This window comes from Arthrobacter nitrophenolicus, from assembly GCF_045833485.1.
GTDB classification, from domain to species: Bacteria; Actinomycetota; Actinomycetes; order Actinomycetales; family Micrococcaceae; genus Arthrobacter; species Arthrobacter nitrophenolicus.
Window position 1 is genome coordinate 1761406 of sequence record NZ_CP174504.1, and the last position, 20416, is coordinate 1781821.

The following is a 20416-nucleotide window of genomic DNA, read 5'->3' on the forward strand; positions in this document are numbered from 1 at the left end:
CCGCCTCCGCTTCAAGTTATACGGCCGATGGCAAGAAGCACAGGTTGCTCTGAATGCCGCATGCACTGTAATCAGTTGAACCCGCGCTGTTGGTGGGGCGAAACCAGCACGGTCCAACCGGGTGGCTCCGCGCGGGGCCTCTACGGCATTTAGAGTAGAACCTGAGTCTAGGGGGCGAGGAGACAAGTTGCGTATTTCCACGGTAGATCGTCGCGAACAGCTCATCGACGCGGCCATTCGGGTCATCAAGCGTGATGGAGTCGAAAATGCCAGCCTAAGAACGATAGCCGGGGAAGCGAATGCTTCTCTAGCAGCTGTGCATGTTTGCTTCACGAACAAAGATGAGCTCATGCAGGCAGCTGCGGCGGAGCTGCTTCAGCAACTGGTCCGTGCCATCCCGCACGTAGTCGACGGCTCGGAGGACTTAAGAGGTATCGCGCATCGCGTCATGGACTTGTTTTGGGCCCAGATGGTCTCAGACGAGTTGAACGTCCTGGCCCAATTTGAAATCGGGATGTGGGCGAAGCGTAACCCGCATCACGGTGACTTATCCCGCAGTGTTTACAGTGACTATGAAAAAGAAATTTCCAAATTGCTGATTGCCGCCGCAAAGCGGGGGAATCAGGACCAGACTATTTCTGCACGAAATCTTGCCAGGGCACTGATTGTAATCATGGACGGATGCAGTCTCCAGTACTTTGCCGATCCATCCGACCCGCGTCACAAGGACCTCTGCGACAACCTCGTAGATGCATACCTCGATAAGGTAGGTCTATAACGGCCTTCCACCATATCTGGATGCTCTGCCTCCTGCAGACTCATCCTTCTTAGCGGAATAGGCGGGCAGCAAGAGGCAAGGCAATATGCTCTCGGTGCTTCCACCTTCACCATAGCTTCTTGCCATCCGACTGCTTTGGTGGTCTTAGAACGCTGCCGAACCACGGTAAGCAAGCCGCTAATAGGGATGTGTAGTTGGGGCTCGCAGACCTTTCCGCTCAGTCAAAGCTAGGAGGACCCGGGGCATAAGTATTATCTCTGTATGTAGAGAGGATACTTTTCCTTGCAAGCCCAAGTGCATGCGCCCACACGGAGGGAGGGCTTACCTGCCTCACCCGTACGGAAGGCGCCGGCCGTCGGCCGCAGTAGAACCGGATCTGCTGCGCGTCCCCCAATTGGACGAGGCAGCAGAGATGCAACGGTGCCATGCTGGGCCCGGCTCTCCATGCTCCTTCCTGTTGGGTGGCGCCTGGGATAGCGATGGGTAGCTCCAACTTCTTCGTAATCAGTCAGAGCCTCCTGGGCTTTAGTGCAGGGCCCTTGGAGGGTTAGGATCTTTCGGGAGCTATGTTGTAGTTGCGATGAAAGCGGTTCTCAGGATCGTATTCGCGTTTGACTGCCGCAAGCCGGCGGTAAACTTCGGGGGTATAAACCTCCGCGACCATCTCTGGTGTGACCTCTGAGTTGTTATTCAGGAGGCCGAATTTAGAAGTCGTAGCTCCTGCGCGAAGCAGTGCGGCGTCCAGCTCTCGTGCCCTCTCGGGGTATTTAGCACCTCCGTGGCTCGTCCCGTTCCATTCCGCGACGGCCAACACGCCCATCGCATCGCGATGCCGGGCTGGCGTCCCCTTCGGGTTTGCGAAGGGGATCCCCTCGATCTCCAGCTTCACGGAACTTCCATTTGAGGGCTCGCTGATGAACTTGTCGAGATTCGCCGCAACCGCTTCAGCGAAACGCTTGTTCGACACCGCGATCTCCCGGTCGATCCAAAGATTTGACATGCCGTCCTCGAAACTACCCACCTCGGCATTGAGCATGACTACTTCGTCATAGGAGCGGACGACAATCGAGTCGGAGACCGGCCGGCCTAGGCCACGAAGCCGTTCCATGTCCTGTTTGGCGACATCGTGGTTTCCGAGGTGCCCCACGCAGACTGTGATGGCAGGTGCCCTGTCTTCATCCAGGCTGACGAAAACGCTCGGGTAAAGATGATCCGCCATTGCGTTGAGCGCATCGAGGATGGACGCCAAGAGTCCGGCGAGTTCATCGACAGCCGGCTCCCACGTCATGAACCCGGCAAGCATCTGCCTGGGCAGCTCGTGGAGAGCGACCTCGACCTCTGTCACGACGCCAAAGTTGGGGCCTGCACCCCTGATTGCCCAAAACAATTCGGGCCGTTCATCCTCTGAGCAGCGAATAAGGTCTCCAGTTGCCGTCACCAAAGTCGCTGCCAGGATGTTGTCACTGGCGAGCCCATACAAAGGAGTGAGGAAGCCAACGCCACCATTGAGCGCGAGGCCGCAGAACCCGACCTTGGGATGCATGCCCGTTACAGCTGCCAGTCCGTGCCTGGCTGCCTCTTGGACGAGATCGCCGGCGATCACACCACCACCTACGCGCGCCCGACCCGCGGACGTGTCAATGTGAATGGCATTCATCAGCCTGAGGTCCAAGACGATGCCGCCGTCGTTGGTCGCATAGCCATTTGGATTGTGGCCGCCGGATCGAACGGAGATTTCTAGATGGTTGTCGCGGGCGTATCGGATGGATGTCCCAACGTCTTCCGCATTTATGCACCGGGCAATTATAGACGGCCGCTGCAAGTGGCGACCATCCCAGATTTTTGCGGTGGCATCAAATTCGCTGTCGTCAGGGTAAAGAACGTCACCTTGAATAATAAGTGGGGTGGTTACTTTTGGTGACACCAAGTCAAACTCCTTTATCTTGCTGACAATCAGCGACCTCGCCCTTGAGAGAGTTATCGTCCATTAACACATGGACAGGCGTCCATGTCAATCAATTTTTCCGAATTGCAAGCGGCTTCGCATTCCGGCTCGCGCGACCCGACCGTTATACATGGGCGGTTGCCCTTGTCAAGGGTATTTGCAGTTCAAATAGTGCGGAAACTTCGTCCTGTCGTCTATCGCGAGCCTTGACGAAAGAACGGAAGATGATGAGTCAGCCTCGGTTGAGATTTGGGCGAGGCAGCAAGACAATCCACTTCGGCTCTGTTTTGTCACTGTAGCGAGTAGACGTCAGACGTCCGCTCTAACAGGTCGAACAGAACAGGTAGGGCCGCAAAGGGCGTTCCGCAACAGGTTGAGCAATAGGAGGCCGTTGTCAGGCCGTACGAGCAAGACAGTAGATCGATGACAGAACTGTCGTGTGAGTGTACTGTCCGTGGATGGCCTAACCGAGGCGCCTGGATCGGTTTTCCTCCTGAATGCTGACTATGTCAACGAGGACAATACGGGAGAACGCGTAGCGGGTGAACGCACAGAAGCACGCTTCCCAAATTTGCGGTCGAATAACAATCTGCTATTGAACCTCATGCATTCTGTCCATAGGGTCACTCGAGTTAATTGAAAGGCGTACTGCCATGCAAGTTACTTCTTCTGGAAGCCAGGGAGAGGGCGTTGGTCCCCAAATAGGGAGGGCGGGGGATATTGCCAACCCCGACCTGCAGCTAGGGCACCTGACAGGACGCCAGGTCATGGGCCTTTCCATAGCCTCATTTGTTCCAGCTGTTGGTCTGGCACAAGTGCCGGCATACCTCGCCGCGTACTCCGGGCGGTCCTCTTGGCTGGCGATGGCCGCCTCGGTAGCGGCATTCACTCTCATTGGGCTGTTCATTACCGTGTTTGCCCGACGCTTCATCGGAACCGGGTCGCTTTACTCGTACATTCGCCATGTGTTCGGCTCATGGAGCACTCTCGTCATCGCCGCCGCGATGATCCCTGGCTACATCGTCGCGATCATGTCACTCATTGTAGGAGTGGGGGTTTTTTTGGAAGTTTCCTAGTATCGGTCGGGGTACAAAACGCGGCGGGACCAGGAATCCAGCTGTTAATCTATGTGGTCGCAACATTGATAGCTATGACCATCGCATATCGAGGCATCGACCTTTCAGTCCGATCCAGCGTCATTCTCACCATCATTTCCCTGCCCGTCATGCTGGTCATCACTATAGCCACCGCGTTCAGTGGAAACGTCGACTTGGCGGGACAGCTCAGCCTCAACGACTTGACGCTCAATAGCTTTCTTCAGGGTCTGGCAATCGGCTCGGCATACTTCATCGGGTTCGAGGGCAGCGCCGCTCTTGGCGCCGAAACCAAAAACCCCCACCGCAACATCCCCCGCGCGATCATAGTCATCCCCGTCGGCATCGGTCTCTTCTACCTGGCCGGCACCGAGATACAGGTACCAACCCTCGTTAATGCGGCCGACAAACTCGCCCTAGGCATCTCCCCGAACGCCGTACTTGCAGAAGCAGCAGGTGTCGGATTCCTAGCCAACGTCAGCGACCTCGTTCTGGCGGTGGCCATCTTCGCCAGCCTCATCGGGTTCTTCAACTATGGATCCCGCGTAATTGTCAGCGCCGCATCCGATGCCCTCCTGCCGTCTGCACTGATCAGAGTCAACAAACGATACAAAAGCCCGGGTGCTGCGATCGCTTTCATCGGGATTCCCTCCGTGATCGGGCCAGCCCTGCTTCTCTGGCTTACTCCAGCAAGCCCCCTGGAAATCAATGGGTACATTGCAACCTTGCTGGTGTATTTCTGGGTGATCCCTTACTTCCTCATCTGTATCGGGGGCGCCGTTCTACTGAACCGATCGAAGGCCAGTGGGTCCCTCATCGTCAACGTCGGAGCAGTTATGGCTTCAGCAACGGTTCTCTGGCTATACCTCAACGGCATCCTAAACCCCGGGCGGCCTGCGCCCCTGAACGCACTACCGTACGTCATGATCGGCACGGTGGTGGTCTTTCTAATCGCTTTAGTAGTATCTGTCCGTTCCAGAAAGACGAATCGATTGCCGGTACGGCAGTAAGAAGCATCAAAAGCGTTCCCGCTCCTTCTACACCTGCACTGATCTAAGGGGCCCGCTCTCATATGGGCGGGTCCCTTAGGTAGAACGGATTTCCGTGGCTCGCTGGAGGCCGTGGTTCTGGCGACGAAATAGGAGAATCTCGAAGCCCTCGGGCGGGTCTCCCGAAACCGACCCCATTCTGCCTGACTCTTGCTCCGTGGATAAGCCCGCATCTAACCCAATAACACGACTAGACCCTTAGTGGTAGACAATTGTCACGGTATGAGGAGATTGCATGATAACCGTTGTCAGCACTATGCAACTCAAGTCGAACTCAGAGAACGAATGGGACCACCTAATCCGAGAGCGCTTCAAATCAGCCCACGACAAGGAAGGCTGGATTTCCGGTCAGCTGCTCGCCCCCTCTCATGAACCCAGCACGCGAGTCATCATAGGGACCTGGAGAAGCCGGCAGGACTGGGAGGCCTGGCATAAGGATCCTGCCTTTCTCGCCTCACGAACCAGGCTGGACGAACTACAATCGGTAGACCATCAGACTGCACTTTATGACGTTATAGAGGATGCTCAGGGTACAAATTAGTTCTCGACGAGCACGAACTCGGTCCAAAAACAGGCGCTCCAGAAATGTCTTGTTTAGGTCCAGAGATTCGATAGGTTCACGTACCGTGACTGCAACCCAAACCTTGGGCTATCCAGCGCTGCGCTGTACATTGGAACGCCCGGGCAGTCTCATTCAATTCATCCGGGTTGCGTTAGCGGCTCTTCGCGGTTCGTGGTGAATGTTCTGCCGTGATGGGTGTTCATGCCGCTGTTCTGGCGGCACTGCGCAACAGGATACGCGTTTTATAGTTGCCTGCGTTCGTGAATCCCCGGCCTGTCCTTTTGATGTGCTTGATCGCGGTGTTATTGGCTTCGACTTTCGCGGTTGTCGCGCCGGTGACAATGAGGACCTCGATCTCTTTCCACCACCGGCAGACCGTGCGCCAGAGCCGGTTCGTCTCCGGCTGAGCGGCCCGTTCGACCAAGACCTGCAGGCGGTCTTTGGCAACGGCCGCGTCTGCAAGGGAACCGGTAATCAGCAGGGCCCGGAGCTGCTCCTTGACCAGCCACGCGGCCTGCAGCTTTCCGGTGGCGTCGTCGGTGGCAAACACGGTGCTGAGCCTGGCGCGTGCCCGGTCCGAGAGCGTGTCGCCAGCACGGAGGAGCAGCCGCCGGTTGGCCCAGACTGGATCGATGGAGCGCCCCCGCCGACCATGAACCTGCTGGGTGAGCCTCTGCCGGACTTCGGTGAGCATGTCATTGCCGAGCTTGACCAAATGGAACGCGTCGACCGAGACAGCGGTCCGCGGAAGCCACATCCGCAGGGCCTTTCTGAACGCCGCCGAGGGGTCAATCGCAACGACCTGCACCCCAAGCCGCCACTCCAGCGGGCGGGCGAACAGCCAGTCTCCAACCCCGCCACTGTCGCGGCCGTCCACGATGCCAAGGACCTGCCCGGTGTCCAGATCGACAATGGTGGTCATCCAGGGTTCGTAGCGTTTCCAGGCCTTGGTGGCTGGGTCGCGAAAGAACCGCACGGACCGGTAGCGGTGTTCATCAATGCCGAGCATCCGCGGGGCCAAGGCATCGACATCAGGCAGGGTGAGGGCTGCGGAGTCCAGGGCTTTCTGGACGAGCCACCATGAAACACCGAAGGCAGCGGCGACCTCCGCCGCTGCCCGCCCTGACCCGATCACCGCGGCCACGAGGGCATCCCGAAGCCGGCTGGTAGACCGTGCCCGGCGAGGGACCTGGGAGGTCTCTTCGGTGAATGTCTGTCGTGAGCACAGGTACTCATCGCAGAAGAACCGTCGCTTTGCCCAGACCACCTCAACCGGCCCGGCGACGGGGATGTCACGCAGCCGCTGGGGCCGGCGGGAATGTACGCGACTGCCGATCACGCCGCAGGACGGGCAGCCCGCCTCTGCGGTTGAACCGACATGGATCCGTCGCTGCCCGAAGGCAAGAATCTCGGTGCCGGTGACCCGGTAGTCGGGCAAGTTGAAGATGGTGGTGGCAGCATCTGGGCGCGGGGAAGTAGGCTCGATCAAGGCTCGTAGCTCCTGACTTGATGAATGCGTAGAGAACATCCATCACAGCAGGGCTGCGGGCCCTTCAGCTTTCAAGACACGGAACGCGTTTCACCATCTACCGCGAAGAGCCGCGTTAGCCGATGTCGGTTTGGCTTCAGCAATAAGGTTTGACAGAAGCACTTACTGGACGCACCCCGCCCAAGGGAACCCGTCCTCTTCGGCCTTGCGTCTTCCATGGCCGCTGTCGAGGCCTCATAGGAAGATGTGCCGTTCGACATGACCGTTCCGCTCTTCCGCGCAGGCTTTGGACTAAAGCTAAATGCGGGCCTGACTTCAGGTCACTCAGTTAGGCACCTCGCTTAAGCCGTCCAATGCGCGCTGGACGTTAACGACAACGGCCCTCGCGAAGGGAATCATCCAAGAGAGATCGGTGAGTTTTGACTGCTCTCCGGGCTCACGGCGACGACAAGGAACCACGGTGCCGGATGCTATAACTAATGGTCTTTACCCTCAAAGCAAAGCTTCTGATCTAAGAATGCAGGCAGCCCCAACATCCGAAACGAGACGCAAGGTCGCCAGGAAGATCGAGGTGACGTCAACGAGGTCGCCGAAAAGGGGCGAACATAGGACGCCGCCATCGAACTGGTAGCTCAGTCCGCGCAGCGCTACGACATGGGGTCTTGGTCATTGATCTTGGAATGAGCCAGTACGAGGTAAGGGCTCATCCAACAGTCACCGTCGGCCAACTGCGGCATAAGGCTTGTACGTCTAAGGAGCGCGATCACTGCAACGTGCTGGCCCCCTATTGGCCCGAAGCGGGAAACCCGGGAGCTCGGTCGAGTACCCGCCATCTCGGAGGGGATCGGATCGACTTCTTCTTTTCCCTGTAGCGGAAGCTGTCCGCCTGTATATTAGCTGGTCGAACCAGCTGATCGCCGATGCACCCAAAAGGTTTCAGGGCGGTTTGCCGCAGGGGTGGAGCCGGTCGTTGCAATTGCTTCAAAAAGGTGACTCGCAAGGCTTCTTATAAAGCTCACTTCAAGGCGGGCGTGTCGCAGCTTTTGCCATGACACATGGGGGCCTTATTCGCTTGGCGCGAGGGTGTTTATCATGCACCTAGCCGGAAGTGAAGGGTTTCCTAGGCCCTGCCAGAAGTACAAATTTGATGGTCGCGTCTAAAGACGCCGAGCCACGCTGAGGCTACCGTGGATCCGTTATGGTCAAGGGCGCGTTCGCAGGTTGAAGCAATGCAGACCAAGAATTTCCCTGTGGCACGTCGGTTCATCAAGATGCCCTAAGGAGGGCCGAGAGGAGGATTGGATGACTTCTGAGAATATGAAAACAGCAACGTCATTCCCAGCGCCGGGGGAGGAGGTCTATCTTCCTCGCGGGGGCACAGATCCAGATTTTTACATCCCCGCTGAAGGGAGCCGGGGAGAGCGTCGTGTGATGAGATGGATTCGGAAACGCCTGAAGTTTTTCCGCCGACTGTCAGATTGAAGCCGTGTGACCTGATGAGGCCTGCTGCGCCCCTTGCCTCCTTCCTCTGTTAGCGGGTCATCAATATGTTCTTGTGTGGTAACAGCGGGATCAACGTCGCCTGACATCGGAGCCTATGGTCCTGGAGCCGAGAGATCATCGATTAATGGCTGGGTCCTGCAGGTGGGGTCTCATCGGACGAACCACCAATCCCGCAGCGCCAGCGAAGGACTGATCTGAAGTGGTCTACCCAGTTTTCCGCAGACCGTTGCCTGTAACGGGAAGACCAACAGCCAGGCTCTAGCTGTACATTGAGGCGTCCAATAGCGATGACGCCAGTGCGCCGGAGCATCAGGCGGGCCAGGATTGCCCATGTCCGGCCGGGTCTTTCCTTGGTGTGTTTGTTGCCTCAAAATGTTGGGCAACGTTGGAGGCAGTGGCCTGAACGCCGTTGATATCAACTTCGACGGAGGCCAGTCGGTCGGCAGGAATGAACCAAGAACCCACCCCTGCGTTTACACCCATTTGATTTGCGGGGAAGGGACATGTCGTGGCGGGGGAGAACACGGGCTGCTTTGTGTCCTGTAGGCTACGCCGGATAGACGGCGATGGCCGTGGCCTTGATGACGAAGTGGACGCGCATCCCGGGCGTGAGCCCGAGGTCCACCGAGGCCGCCGGGGTGATGTCCGCGGAAAGGCCGCCCGCGTGCACACGAATCTGGTCGCCGTGGGGTTCCAAGTCTGTGATGGTGACGGCGAATGAGTTCCGCGGGCTGCCGTGCTCGGCGCTTGGGAAGACCGAGACTGCCGTCGGCGAAAAGACGGCGACGCCGTTCTGGCCGGGGACGGCACCGTCCTCGGGGTGCGCAGTAATGTCCAGTCCGCCGTGGGACGTGAGCCCGTGGCCGGTAATGGTTCCGGGGAGCAGGTTCATGCCCGCCAGTCCGGCGGCGAACTTGCTGCGTGGTTTTTCCAGGACCTGGCGGGTGGAGCCTTCCTCCGTGATCCGTCCGCCTTCGATGATTGTTGCCCGGTCGGCGAGCACGAGCGCGTCCAGGACATCGTGCGTGATGATGATGGCACGGCGGTTGGCGAGGACCCGTTTGAGAAGGCGGCGCAGCATGGGAGCGGCATGGATGTCGAGGGCGGCCATGGGTTCATCGAGGAGCAGCAGTTCGGGGTCCGTGGCCAGGGCACGCGCGATGGCGACGCGCTGCGCCTGGCCGCCGGAGAGTTGGGCGGGTCGCCGGTCGGCAAACTCCTCGGCTTCCACTTCGGTGAGCCAGTGCCAGGCCGTCTGCAGCGCATTGGTCCGGTTCGCACCGGCCGCCCGTGGCCCGAAGGCTACGTTCTCCAGCACGCTCATGTGCGGAAACAGGAGCGGTTCCTGGGCGAGCAGTGCCGTTCCCCGAGTGTGCGGCGGCAGGAAGTGGTTCGTCCCCCTGTCGAGTTTGAACAGCCTTTTCTGTCCGAGCACGGCATTCCCACTGTCCGGGCGGATGAGCCCGGCGATGATCCCCAGCAGCGTCGACTTGCCGGCGCCGTTGGGACCAAGCACGGCCACTGTTTCCGTGGCCTCAAGTGTGAAAGAGACGTCGAAGTTGCGCGCGTGCAGCGCGGCATTGAGATCCAGAGTCATTTTGATTCCGCCTCTGCCGCCAGCGTCCGGGGCTGCCGGAAGGAAAGCCCGACGACGGCCACTGCCACCGCCACCAGCACCAGGGAAAGCGCGACGGCGGCATCGGCGTCCGTTTCGCGTTGAAGATAGATTTCCAGCGGCAATGTGCGGGTGGCACCCTGCAGGCTGCCGGCGAAAGTGAGGGTGGCGCCGAATTCGCCCAGGCAGCGCGCGAAGGACAGCACGGATCCGGAGGCGAGACCGGGCAGGACCAGCGGGATAGTGACGCGGCGCAGCACCGTTGTGGGGTGGGCGCCTAGCGTTGCCGCGACCGCCTCATACTTTACGCCAGCGGTGCGCAGAGATCCCTCAAGGCTGACCACCAGGAACGGCAATGCCACAAACGTCTGGGCGAGGACGACGGCGGTGGTGGAGAACATGATCTGGATGCCCGCCAGCTCTAGGCTCCGCCCGAGCAGGCCTTGGCGGCCAAAGGTATAGAGCAATGCGATGCCGCCGACGACGGGGGGAAGGACAAGGGGAAGCATAACGAACGCCCGCAGCAGGCGCTGACCCGGGAATCTCGCGCGGGCCAGGACGAGGGCCAGCGGTACCCCTAAGACGATGCATAACACCGTGCTGGCCGCCGACGTCCTAAGGCTAAGGCCGAGCGCCGTGAGCGAGGATTCCGACGTAACGAGCGGGATGAACTGCCCCCAGTTGACCTTGGCCACCATGGCGGCCAGCGGCAGCAGGACAAACAGCCCTCCTGCTGCTGCGATGGCGAAAACCCACGGCGGGACACCGTTATAGCCGGTCTTGTGCCGGTGCGTCATGCTGGCTGTCCAGGCTTTTTACGGGGTGCCGAACCCGGCGTGAGCAAGGACCTTTTTGCCTTCGCTGCCAGTGACCATGGCGATAAAGGTATTGGCCAGATCCTTGTTCTTGCTGCTGTCCACAGTGGCGATCGGATATGTGTTCACGGCCTGGCGCGACTCGCTGAATTCGATGCCCTTGACTTTGTCGCCTGCGGCCTTGACGTCGGTGGCATAGACCAAGCCAGCGTCGGCTTCCCCGGAAATGACCTTGCTTAGGACATCCGCAACTGAGGATTCCTCGCTGACTGGCTTCAAGGTTGTTCCCATGACCTTTTCCACCTTCTCGGCGGCGGAGCCACAAGGTACCTGCGGTGCGCAGACAACCACCTTAACGCCCGGCTTCGCCAGGTCCGTGAAGGAAGTTATCGACGCCGGGTTGGTCGGTGGAACTGTAATCTCCAGGACGTTCGTGGCGAAGTTGGTTGGTGTTCGGTCGATGAGCCGGGCGTCCGAGAGCTTGGCCATGTTCTTGGTGTCGGCGGAGGCGAACACGTCGGCCGGGGCGCCTTGGGTGATCTGGGCGACCAGGTCCGAGGATCCGGCGAAGTTGAGCGTGACCTTCGTGCCCGGATGCGCAGCCTCGAACTCGGCGGCAATCTCGGTGAAGGTCGACTTCAGGGACGCGGCGGCGTAAACGGTCACGGTGCCGACAGTCGCCTTGGTGCCGCCGGCGCTTGCGTTCGTGGAGCCGCTCGGGGCTGTGCCCGCGGTAGCGGAAGCGCAGCCGGCCAGTCCGGCGGCAAGGAAGCCCGCGGCCAGCAGGGCGCTGATGCAACGGGTGATGCTCACATGGTCCTCTTTCTATAGATCATTCAATGTGGGAATACCCAGCAGGGCTCCGACGCTACATTCGCGCCCGGGTAGTCACCCCTTTTGCTTCCGGGTCGGTGCATCGCCGGGCTCGCGACTCCGCTGATGGTTCTCACAACCGTGGCGGTGGGCAATGCGACGACGTCTACGTGCTGACTGAGAGAACTCGTGGACATCCTTCCTGGATGACCTGATCACCTCAATTCAGATGTGAGGGGTACGGAAAAGTTCATCCTGCGGTCCCGACACCAACCCATTCCACGGTTCCATCGGAAAAGAACTGCTCCTTCCAAATGGGTACTTCATCCTTGATCCGGTCAACCAGTTCCGCACACAGGGCGAAAGCTTGTCCACGGTGTCCGGTGGCTACAGCACAAACAAGAGCCGCATCCCCAATCCGAAGTGCACCCACGCGGTGTGCCGCCCAAATTCGCACAGGCACGGACCCCTCAGCCTCATCTGGAAATGAGTACTCGGCAGCAACCGCCTCCAAAACGTCTTTCAGGATCTGGGGCGCCTTGGGGTGGGCGGTGTAGCTCAGTCGCTCGACTGCCTTACCGCCGTCGTGATTGCGCACTACTCCACTAAAGCTGACCACTGCTCCGGATGCGCTCGACTCCACGGCAGCGATGGCCACGTCTACGGAGAGCTGTCGATCGCTGAGCCCGGAATGGACCACGGTAAGGGCCTGCCTGCTTGGCTGCCGTCCGGTAGCAATTTTTCCACGACTCGTCTGTTGAACAGTGCTCATGCCTGTCCTCTCATTAGGCCAGCGCAGCCTCTTCCATTAGAACCATGCATCTTTCCAAGAATGCTCACAGCGCCCAGTTTCCACTCTTGCCGCCACTCTTGGCGAGCACCCGGATATCGGTGAGAACAGCATGCTTGTCTACAGCCTTGATCATGTCGTAAACGGTTAAGGCGGCGACGGTCACCGCAGTCAGGGCTTCCATCTCTACACCTGTCACGCCATTGGTTTTCACAGTGGCAACAAGCTGCACGCTGTCCGACGCCAGTACGAAGTCGACCGCGACCTTCGAGATAGGCAGCGGGTGGCACAGCGGAATCAAGTCGGACGTTCTCTTGGTAGCCAAGATGCCAGCGATCCGGGCCACGGCCAAGGCGTCACCCTTAGGCAACCCTTCTGCTGTGAGCAGCAGCAGAACTTCACCAGTTGTACGGAGCGTTGCCGTAGCCGTCGCCTCCCGGTCGGATTCAATTTTTCCTGAAACATCCACCATTTGCGCGCTGCCGTCCGGCCGCAGGTGAGTGAGCCCACCAGGATAGCTTTTTAGCCTCATACTGCCCACACCTCCACCTTCGATCCCTCAGCTAGTTCAGAGATTCCCTCTGGGATGTGCACCAGAACGTTCGCCCGTGCAAGTGCTCCGAGCAGATGGGAACCTTCACCCCCTTCCAGCCGTACTGTGCCATTCGGTAAGAGGACTCCCCGCCTGACCTGATGCTTTTTTGTGGGCGACGTTAGGGGATGCGAAAGGGGTGCATGGAGGGAAAGCCTCGGTGTCGGCGCGGCAAACATTTCGCTGAGCAGCGGACGCAGGAACATCTCGAACGAGATTAAGCAGCTGACCGGGTTTCCGGGGAACGCGAGGATTGGAATTCCGTCAAAAGTGCCGACTCCCTGGGGTCCGCCGGGTTGAATGGCGACATGGGAAAATTCAACGTCATGATCGACCATCGTCTGCCTAACGGGCTCGTAGGCACCATTACTCACACCACCACTGGTAACAATCAGGTCGACATGGGCAGCATGACTTCTCAGGAGCTTTGATAGAGCGCCAGGCTCATCCTTGACAATGCCCGCCCTGATCACGGTAAGCCCGGCCTGGAGCATCGAGGACTCCAAAAGAGTGTTATTTGCGTCGTAAATCTTTCCTGGCGCGAGGTTCTCTCCGGGCTCAAGGACCTCGTCCCCCGTGGTGGCCAGCAGCACTGTGAGCTTCTGGTTAACAACAACCTCAGTGACACCCAACGCCGCGAGCAAACCAAGCTGACGTGGGCCGAGAACAGTGCCAGCGGCGAGTGCACACTCGCCGGAAGCTATATCAGTGCCAGCACCACGGACGAACGTTCCCGCGGCTGTCTCGGGAAGCCGCACTGTCGTATCCGAACCAGGGGGCGGAAAAAGGTTTGGCACTGCCCGCTCGATGGGGACGACAGCATCAGCCCCAGCGGGTAATAGGGCTCCAGTCATGATTGGAGCAGCCGTCCCTCGAGTCAAAGGGGACGGCAATGCGCCCGCCGGGACCGGCGGCGCCACACGCAATTGTCCCCGGCCCTCTGCTACGTCTTGGGATCTGACTGCATAGCCATCCATCTGAGAGTTGGTGAAGGGTGGCAAATCTATCGGTGCATATAAGGTCTCCGCCAGGCCGCGACCGAGCGCAGCCATTAGAGGCAATTGCTCAACCTTGGGTGGGGTCAACAGCGGAAAGAGCACATCCCGGATTGCCTGTAGGTGCGTGGAAATGCTTCGGTGTTCATGTTCCGGCAGCGAGTTTCCGGTGGTCCCCGGGCCGGGACTGTTGCCGGTCAGCGCGATCAACTGCTCTTCTTGCCTCTGCATGTCCTGCCTTCGGGAGATCTTTTCGGTCTTACTGAAATCCTGCTTGGCCACGCCAGGGCGCTTCACTTTTCCGACGAAAGCTTTGGCCGCCGGCTCCTTGCATGATTTTCAGATACGCGTCGCGTCCATTGCGCTGTGTATAAGCTGGTAATCCTGACTGCAAAATGATTTCAGCAGGTATGCGGAGTTTCGGGCTATAGCTACTTGGCATAACTGGCCGCCCCAATTGTCCCTTCCAGCACAAACGCGTCCATCTTGGTTTCGCGTAGCCTGATTTCATGAGTGTCCAGCTAGGAATGCCGCAGCCGCGGGAGGATGCCGGGCTGTCCGTACCGGCGGCCCGTCCTGCCGGCGCGGGTGCCGGGCTGGTGGACCGCTACGGCCGCCGTGCCACGGACATGCGGTTGTCCCTGACAGACAAGTGCAACCTGCGCTGCACATACTGCATGCCCGCAGAGGGCCTCGAATGGCTCGCGAAACAGGCGGTCATGTCTGCCGAGGAAATTGTCCGCATTGTCCGGATCGGCGTCGAGCAGTTGGGCGTCCGCGAACTGCGGCTGACCGGCGGTGAGCCGCTGGTGCGGCACGACCTGGTGGACATCATCGCGGAGCTGCGGCGGAACCATCCCGACCTGCCGATTTCCATGACCACCAACGGCGTGGGGCTCGCCAAAAAGGCCGCGCCGCTCAAGGCCGCCGGCTTGACCCGGATCAACGTGTCCCTGGACTCGCTGCATGAGGAAACATTCACCCAGCTGACCCGCCGCCCGTTCCTGGACCAGGTCCTGGCCGGGGTGGATGCGGCGTGGGCGGCCGGACTTGGTCCGGTCAAGCTCAACGCGGTCCTCATGCGCGGCATCAACGACGCCGAAGCCCCGTCGCTGCTGGCATGGGCGCTGGAGCGCGGTTACGAGCTGCGGTTTATTGAGCAGATGCCGCTGGACGCCGACCACGGCTGGACCCGCCGCAATATGATCACCGCGGCCGAGATCCGGGGCCTGCTCTCCACCGACTTCGTCCTCACCACCGATCCGCGGGCTCGTGACGGCGCCCCCGCCGAACGCTTTGAAGTACGACGCCGGGTGGCCGGGTCTGTTGCCGCTGCTGTGGAGGGGCCTGTGCTGGGGACAGTCGGCATCATCGCTTCGGTGACGGAGCCCTTCTGCTCGGACTGCCGCAGGACCCGCATCACGGCCGAAGGCAAGATCATGAGCTGCCTGTTCTCACGCGAGGAATTCGACCTCCTGGGCCTCCTGCGGTCCGGCGCGTCGGATGACGACCTTGCACGCCGCTGGCAGGACGCCATGTGGCTGAAGCCAAAGGCCCACGGCATGGACCACGTGGGACTCGACGCTCCGGACTTCGTCCAGCCGGACCGCAGCATGAGCGCCATCGGGGGCTGACACTTTCATGAACGTACGCTACTTCGCTGCCGCACGTGCAGCCGCAGGCCTCGAGGAAGAGAAGTTCGACCTGCCTGAGGGCACCACGGTGGCCGGGCTCCTGGACGCCGTGCTGGCCGTGGAACGACCCGAACCTCCCGCCGGCACTCCTCCGCTCCCCCGCATCCTCTCGCGGAGCAGCTTCCTGCTCAATGAGGTGGCGGTGCGCGACCAGTCAACCGTTGTGGGACCCGATGATGTGGTTGACGTGCTCCCCCCTTTCGCCGGCGGGTAGGCCGGTGCAGCCTCGGCACATCCGGGCTGCACCGGAGGCCTGCCGATAATAGGCAATCTGTACTGGCTACACGGCAGGCCTGCTTCCGGCACGAGCGCGTAGCAGCCGATCACCACCTAGCTACTTGGCTGCCCCCAGCCCCGCCGGAAGGTGCGCGTTTGTGTACCGTCCTGGTTCTTCCGGTGGTGTCTCTTGAGGACCTTCCACGTGGCTATGCATCAGGCGAGATTTCGCTTTGTGGCCGCAGGAGTATCAGCACTTGAACCTTCCGCCCATATGCCAGCCCCTACTCGGAGACGGCGCGATGGCAGGTAGAGCCGCCGCATAGCGGGGGAGACGCCTTCCAATTCCTGTGCGCAGGACCGGACCGGCGGCGCTGTCAGGACGAGCGCCGAAAGGAAAACCAAAGGGCTCAAGAGCATCCCTCTGCGGGCCTCACTCATCAAGACGGTTCACGCGTTCAGCCTGGACCACCGTCTTTCGTCCACCCGCCCCGCCCTCGCCGGAAAGCGGATGTTAGCCGGGACACATTCTTTATGCACACTCCGACAAAAGGTACGTCGCAGTTGTTCCTCGATGCCATGCAAGAAGCAACGGCCCATAGGGAATGATGTAAGTCATTCGAGGGAGTGAAGGATGAAATTACCCGCAATTAGATACGCATCGCCGGCTTCAATCGAAGAAGCCTGCGACTTACTGTCAAACGATGAGGACTCCAAAGTGATCGCTGGAGGCCAGAGTCTTTTACCTGTCATGGCTATGCGGTTAGCCCAACCGACCGTCGTTGTAGACCTCGGAGGCGTTCCTGGCCTGACTGACATGGAAGAAGTTGGAGATTACATTCGCTTCGGCCCTATGGTCACCCATACCACCATCGTGAGTTCCCCTGTCATTGCAAAGCACCTGCCAATGATGGCGGCAGCTGGACGGCACATAGCCCATCCCCAGATTAGAAATCGGGGGACACTGGGTGGATCCTTGGCTCATGGAGATGCAGCGGGCGAGTGGCCACTCGTGCTGGTTGCCCTCAATGGAATGGTGGAAGTCCAAAGCGTAAGAGGACGACGCACCATTGAGGCCGATGACTTGTTCGTCGGTCCGTACATGACAAGTGTTGCCGCTGATGAAATTATCACTGATGTTTGGATACCGTCACGCCCGAACGGCTGGGGCTATGGGGAGTTTGCCAGACGATCCGGAGACTACGGGCTCGCGAATATTGCAGTCGTTTTGTCGGCTGAAGATTCGCGCATTTCCGATGCCCGGATCGCCGTTGGAGGTGCTGTCGGCAAGATCCAACGAGTACCCGATGCAGAAGAGGTCCTTACCGGATCTGAGCTGTCGCCGGATAGGGCAGAAGTGGCCTCAGAAGCTGGAGCGAAATCGCTCTCGTATATCTCAGACATGCACGGTTCGGCCGAATATCGGCATGGCCTGGTGCAGGAGCTGATCCGACGCACCATAGTTGAAGCAGGAGCACGTACGTGACAACACCACCGCCTTCAGATCGCGTCGAAATTGACGTGGAAGTAAACGGACGTCGCCGAACTGTCGCAGTGGACGCGCGCGATACCTTGGCCGACCATCTGAGGAACGACCAAAAACTTACGGGCATCAAGCTGGGGTGTGAGCACGGTGTCTGCGGCGCGTGCACGATACTCATGGATGGGGCGGCTGTACGATCCTGCCTGACTCTTGCCGCTCAGGGCGACGGACGCACCATCCGGACGGTCGAGGACCTTTCGGATGGAGCCGCCCTCAGCCCCCTTCAGGAAGCTTTCAAAAGGCACCACGCCCTCCAATGCGGCTTTTGCACTGCAGGCTTCCTCATGTCGGCTACCGAGTTGCTTGAATCAAACCCTAGCCCGACAAGAGACGAAGTTATCGAAGCCCTGTCGGGTAACCTATGCCGGTGCACGGGCTACCAGACGATTGTTGAGGCTGTTTTGGATGCAGCGGGCCAGATTGGAAATGAAAATGGATAACCCACATTATTTCTCTCCTCCAATAACAAGAAACGTCATCGGTAAACGGGTCCCCCGAACTGAGGATGCAAGACTTCTCACCGGCCGGGGGAAGTATCTGAATGACGTCAACGTTGACGGCCAATTGCATGCTTGTTTCGTGCGCAGCCCCGCTGCTCATGCTCAAATAAACGGCATTGACACGTCGGCCGCCTCAGAAATGCCTGGCGTTCACCTTGTCTGGACCGCCGCGGACATTGAGGAGTACTGCGCCGGCATTGAAGCGCAGTACACCGCTGAGGGATGCGAAGCGATGACCATGCCTCTCCTGGCCAAGGACGTCGTCCGCTACGTTGGTGAACCGGTTGTATTGATAGTCGCAGAGTCGCGAGCGGTAGCAGAAGATGCATGTGATCTCGTAGGCCTCGACCTGGAGCAACTCGAGGTCGTACTTGACCCCCGCCAATCCATTCAAGGAGGCCCGGTAGCAAACGGCGAACGCCCTGACAATGTGGGCATCCGGGGGCGGGCAACCTTTGGGGATGTGGATGAGGCATTCAGCAATGCTGCGCATGTGGTTTCCGCCCTGTACCACCCTGGCCGCGTGGCAGCCGCACCCATGGAGACGAGGGGTTGCCTAGCAGACTACGAATGGACTGAGGATCGGCTCAAACTTTGGGTGTCAACACAGATGCCCCATTACGTGAAAATGTGTCTGAGCCTCTTTCTTGGTTTCGATGAGTCCCGGAGTGAGATCATTTCTCCTGACACCGGTGGTGGCTTCGGGCAGAAGGCGCACGTATTTCCAGAAGAAATGCTCATGCCCTTGGCCTCGAAGCACCTTAAGGCGCCGGTGAAGTGGGTAGAGGATCGCCGTGAAAATCTGCTGGCGGGTTCACACGCTCATGAGCAGTTCGTGACAATTCAATATGCTGCCAACGCTGAGGGAAGAATAACCGGGGTTCGTACCCATGCTTTAGTTGACGGGGGAGCCTACCACATGCCCCCGCAGACTATGGCTGTCGAATGTTGGGCCACAGCAGCAGTCACGCCAACCGGTGTGTACGATATCCCGGCCGCTGAGTATGTGTACGAGGGGGCTGTTACCAACAAGTGTCCCATGGGCGCCTTCCGTGGTGTTGGCTACACGGCGGGAACTCTTGCCCGCGAGTGCCTCATGGACGACCTGGCGCGGCAGATGAAGGTCTCTCCGTTCGAAATCAGGAGGCAGAATGTCGTCCGGGAATTCCCGTGGACAAACCCCCAGGGAGTCGTATATGAGGAGGGCTCCTTTCTTGAAGTAATCAACGCGTTGGAAGAAATGGTCGATTACCCGGCTTTTCTTCTTCGACAAGAAGAAGCTCGCAAGAACGGGAAATACCTGGGACTGGGAATAAGCGTCTTCGTCGAAAGTAGCGGCGAGAGCACGGGAATGATGCAGGCTCATGGAGCAACTGATGTGTTCCACGATACGGCGACCGTCAAGATGGATTCTACTGGGTCGGTCACAGTAACTTCGGGATTGAATTCCCAGGGACAAGGCCATCAAACGACCCTCGCCCAGGTAGCGGCGGATGTCTTGGGCATACCCTTCGAATCGATCAGCGTAGATGCCGGTACCTCCACCAAGGGCGCCTATGGCAGTGGCACTATCGGAAGCCGCGCCGCTGTCATCGCGGGTGGATGCGTCAACCGTGCAGCCCATGCCATCCGAGAAAAACTGGTTGCCGTCGCAGCCAACATGCTCGAGTCTTCTGAGGAAGATGTGGTGTTGGAAGAGGGCTTCGCGTCTGTAATTGGGGCTCCGGAATCGCGGGTGAGCATCGCCGACGTAGCCATGGCGGTCTACTGGGACTCATCCAAGTGGCCTGCCGGTTTTGAACCAGGCCTGGAGTTCACAAAGGCGTGGGACACATCGCGTCCGATGTTTTCTAACGGTGGTCATGCCTTGATCGTTGAGCTGGATCCTGTTACCGGATTCGTGACGGTCGAAAAGGTGTACTCCGTCGAGGACTGCGGGGTAATGATTAATCCCACAATTGTTGAAGGTCAGATCCGCGGCGGAGTCATTCAAGGAATTGGCGCCGGCCTCTTCGAGCAGCTGGTTTATGACAAGTCAGGAAACTTGTCTACTACATCCTTCTTGGATTATCAGACGCCAACTATGGACATTTCCCCGCCATTTGAAATCAGGCATCTTGAAACTCCGTCGAAGATGACAGCATCAGGGGTAAAGGGGATGGGAGAGTCAGGACTGATTGCTGCACCGGCCGCGGTACTCAATGCAGTCAATGATGCCCTATCTCCCTTTGGTTCCGTTCTCTATGAACTCCCGGCCACGCCCGAGAAGATTATTCGCGCCACCAAGGGCATTGTTGACCTGGAAGGGCCCCAAGATTGGACAGAACTCTGGGGTCGGGCAGGTGTACCTGCGCTTGATCGAGGCGCAATGGACCTGGCGTAGGGGCATTGTTTCCTGCAACTTCTGGGTAGAAGCGAACACC

The 20416-nt window shown here is 59.2% G+C and carries 17 protein-coding genes; 9 read left to right on the forward strand and 8 right to left on the reverse strand.

The genetic code is table 11. The features are described 5' to 3' along the window. The first annotated feature begins 187 nt into the window (after positions 1 to 187). Positions 188 to 778, forward strand: coding sequence for a TetR/AcrR family transcriptional regulator (locus tag ACJJV6_RS08275; RefSeq protein ID WP_235046871.1), 591 nt, complete (start codon positions 188 to 190; stop codon positions 776 to 778). Positions 779 to 1325: 547 nt separating this feature from the next. On the opposite strand, the gene ACJJV6_RS08280 is transcribed toward ACJJV6_RS08275, so the two are convergent. Further along, positions 1326 to 2702, reverse strand: coding sequence for an FAD-binding oxidoreductase (locus ACJJV6_RS08280; RefSeq protein WP_035752807.1), 1377 nt, complete (start codon positions 2700 to 2702; stop codon positions 1326 to 1328). A 674-nt stretch (positions 2703 to 3376) separates the two neighbouring features. Here ACJJV6_RS08280 and ACJJV6_RS08285 point away from each other — a divergent pair. From ACJJV6_RS08285 to ACJJV6_RS08295, 3 genes are all read left to right on the forward strand, one after another. Continuing rightward, positions 3377 to 3799, forward strand: coding sequence for a hypothetical protein (locus ACJJV6_RS08285; RefSeq protein ID WP_354176592.1), 423 nt, complete (start codon positions 3377 to 3379; stop codon positions 3797 to 3799). Continuing rightward, positions 3700 to 4827 carry an APC family permease gene (locus ACJJV6_RS08290; RefSeq protein WP_407710299.1) on the forward strand — a complete coding sequence of 376 codons (1128 nt, stop codon included), beginning with the start codon at positions 3700 to 3702 and terminating at the stop codon, positions 4825 to 4827. Before ACJJV6_RS08285 ends, ACJJV6_RS08290 begins: the two co-directional genes overlap by 100 nt. A gap of 274 nt (positions 4828 to 5101) precedes the next feature. Further along, a complete protein-coding gene (locus tag ACJJV6_RS08295; RefSeq protein WP_009358055.1) occupies positions 5102 to 5407 on the forward strand; it encodes an antibiotic biosynthesis monooxygenase in 306 nt (101 codons plus the stop codon). A 220-nt stretch (positions 5408 to 5627) separates the two neighbouring features. On the opposite strand, the gene ACJJV6_RS08300 is transcribed toward ACJJV6_RS08295, so the two are convergent. The 7 genes from ACJJV6_RS08300 to glp all read right to left on the reverse strand — a co-directional run bounded on the left by ACJJV6_RS08300 (position 5628) and on the right by glp (position 14271). Further along, on the reverse strand, positions 5628 to 6917 hold the full coding sequence (locus ACJJV6_RS08300) for an ISL3 family transposase (protein ID WP_407709387.1): 1290 nt from the start codon (positions 6915 to 6917) through the stop codon (positions 5628 to 5630). A 2050-nt stretch (positions 6918 to 8967) separates the two neighbouring features. After that, positions 8968 to 10017 (reverse strand): sulfate/molybdate ABC transporter ATP-binding protein, encoded by a 1050-nt coding sequence (locus tag ACJJV6_RS08305; protein ID WP_009358054.1) that lies wholly within the window; start codon positions 10015 to 10017, stop codon positions 8968 to 8970. Further along, positions 10014 to 10832, reverse strand: coding sequence for an ABC transporter permease (locus ACJJV6_RS08310; protein ID WP_354176538.1), 819 nt, complete (start codon positions 10830 to 10832; stop codon positions 10014 to 10016). Before ACJJV6_RS08310 ends, ACJJV6_RS08305 begins: the two co-directional genes overlap by 4 nt. Before the next feature lie 18 nt (positions 10833 to 10850). Further along, on the reverse strand, positions 10851 to 11663 hold the full coding sequence (modA, locus tag ACJJV6_RS08315) for a molybdate ABC transporter substrate-binding protein (RefSeq protein WP_407710300.1): 813 nt from the start codon (positions 11661 to 11663) through the stop codon (positions 10851 to 10853). A 250-nt stretch (positions 11664 to 11913) separates the two neighbouring features. Next, on the reverse strand, positions 11914 to 12435 hold the full coding sequence (locus ACJJV6_RS08320) for a molybdenum cofactor biosynthesis protein MoaE (protein WP_083875047.1): 522 nt from the start codon (positions 12433 to 12435) through the stop codon (positions 11914 to 11916). A 64-nt stretch (positions 12436 to 12499) separates the two neighbouring features. Beyond that, positions 12500 to 12985, reverse strand: a complete 486-nt coding sequence (gene moaC, locus ACJJV6_RS08325) for a cyclic pyranopterin monophosphate synthase MoaC (protein ID WP_407710480.1) — start codon at positions 12983 to 12985, stop codon at positions 12500 to 12502. Beyond that, positions 12982 to 14271 carry a gephyrin-like molybdotransferase Glp gene (glp, locus tag ACJJV6_RS08330; protein ID WP_083875050.1) on the reverse strand — a complete coding sequence of 430 codons (1290 nt, stop codon included), beginning with the start codon at positions 14269 to 14271 and terminating at the stop codon, positions 12982 to 12984. The genes moaC and glp overlap by 4 nt, the downstream gene beginning before the upstream one ends. Positions 14272 to 14549: 278 nt before the next feature. On the opposite strand from glp, the gene moaA reads away from it, so the two are divergent. The 5 genes from moaA (at position 14550) to ndhC (ending at position 20376) form a co-directional block, all read left to right on the forward strand. Further along, positions 14550 to 15674, forward strand: a complete 1125-nt coding sequence (gene moaA / locus ACJJV6_RS08335; RefSeq protein WP_407710301.1) for a GTP 3',8-cyclase MoaA — start codon at positions 14550 to 14552, stop codon at positions 15672 to 15674. Positions 15675 to 15681: 7 nt separating this feature from the next. Beyond that, on the forward strand, positions 15682 to 15948 hold the full coding sequence (locus ACJJV6_RS08340) for a MoaD/ThiS family protein (protein WP_009357543.1): 267 nt from the start codon (positions 15682 to 15684) through the stop codon (positions 15946 to 15948). A gap of 636 nt (positions 15949 to 16584) precedes the next feature. Beyond that, complete coding sequence (ndhA, locus tag ACJJV6_RS08345; protein WP_009357542.1) at positions 16585 to 17436, forward strand: 2,6-dihydroxypyridine 3-hydroxylase subunit NdhA; 852 nt, start codon at positions 16585 to 16587, stop codon at positions 17434 to 17436. After that, positions 17433 to 17933, forward strand: coding sequence for a 2,6-dihydroxypyridine 3-hydroxylase subunit NdhB (ndhB, locus tag ACJJV6_RS08350; RefSeq protein WP_354176544.1), 501 nt, complete (start codon positions 17433 to 17435; stop codon positions 17931 to 17933). Before ndhA ends, ndhB begins: the two co-directional genes overlap by 4 nt. Then, positions 17926 to 20376 carry a 2,6-dihydroxypyridine 3-hydroxylase subunit NdhC gene (gene ndhC / locus ACJJV6_RS08355; RefSeq protein ID WP_035752431.1) on the forward strand — a complete coding sequence of 817 codons (2451 nt, stop codon included), beginning with the start codon at positions 17926 to 17928 and terminating at the stop codon, positions 20374 to 20376. Before ndhB ends, ndhC begins: the two co-directional genes overlap by 8 nt. Positions 20377 to 20416: the final 40 nt, after the last annotated feature.

What these genes read in the sequence shown, in the direction of transcription:
- ACJJV6_RS08285 (WP_354176592.1), top strand. Translation starts at nt 3,377, where the DNA reads ATGCAAGTTACTTCTTCTGGAAGCCAGGGAGAGGGCGTTGGTCCCCAA.
- ACJJV6_RS08290 (WP_407710299.1), top strand. Translation starts at nt 3,700, where the DNA reads ATGGAGCACTCTCGTCATCGCCGCCGCGATGATCCCTGGCTACATCGT.
- ACJJV6_RS08295 (WP_009358055.1), top strand. Translation starts at nt 5,102, where the DNA reads ATGATAACCGTTGTCAGCACTATGCAACTCAAGTCGAACTCAGAGAAC.
- ACJJV6_RS08305 (WP_009358054.1), bottom strand. Translation starts at nt 10,017, where the DNA reads ATGACTCTGGATCTCAATGCCGCGCTGCACGCGCGCAACTTCGACGTC.
- ACJJV6_RS08310 (WP_354176538.1), bottom strand. Translation starts at nt 10,832, where the DNA reads ATGACGCACCGGCACAAGACCGGCTATAACGGTGTCCCGCCGTGGGTT.
- ACJJV6_RS08320 (WP_083875047.1), bottom strand. Translation starts at nt 12,435, where the DNA reads ATGAGCACTGTTCAACAGACGAGTCGTGGAAAAATTGCTACCGGACGG.
- moaC (WP_407710480.1), bottom strand. Translation starts at nt 12,985, where the DNA reads ATGAGGCTAAAAAGCTATCCTGGTGGGCTCACTCACCTGCGGCCGGAC.
- glp (WP_083875050.1), bottom strand. Translation starts at nt 14,271, where the DNA reads ATGCAGAGGCAAGAAGAGCAGTTGATCGCGCTGACCGGCAACAGTCCC.
- moaA (WP_407710301.1), top strand. Translation starts at nt 14,550, where the DNA reads ATGAGTGTCCAGCTAGGAATGCCGCAGCCGCGGGAGGATGCCGGGCTG.
- ACJJV6_RS08340 (WP_009357543.1), top strand. Translation starts at nt 15,682, where the DNA reads ATGAACGTACGCTACTTCGCTGCCGCACGTGCAGCCGCAGGCCTCGAG.
- ndhA (WP_009357542.1), top strand. Translation starts at nt 16,585, where the DNA reads ATGAAATTACCCGCAATTAGATACGCATCGCCGGCTTCAATCGAAGAA.
- ndhC (WP_035752431.1), top strand. Translation starts at nt 17,926, where the DNA reads ATGGATAACCCACATTATTTCTCTCCTCCAATAACAAGAAACGTCATC.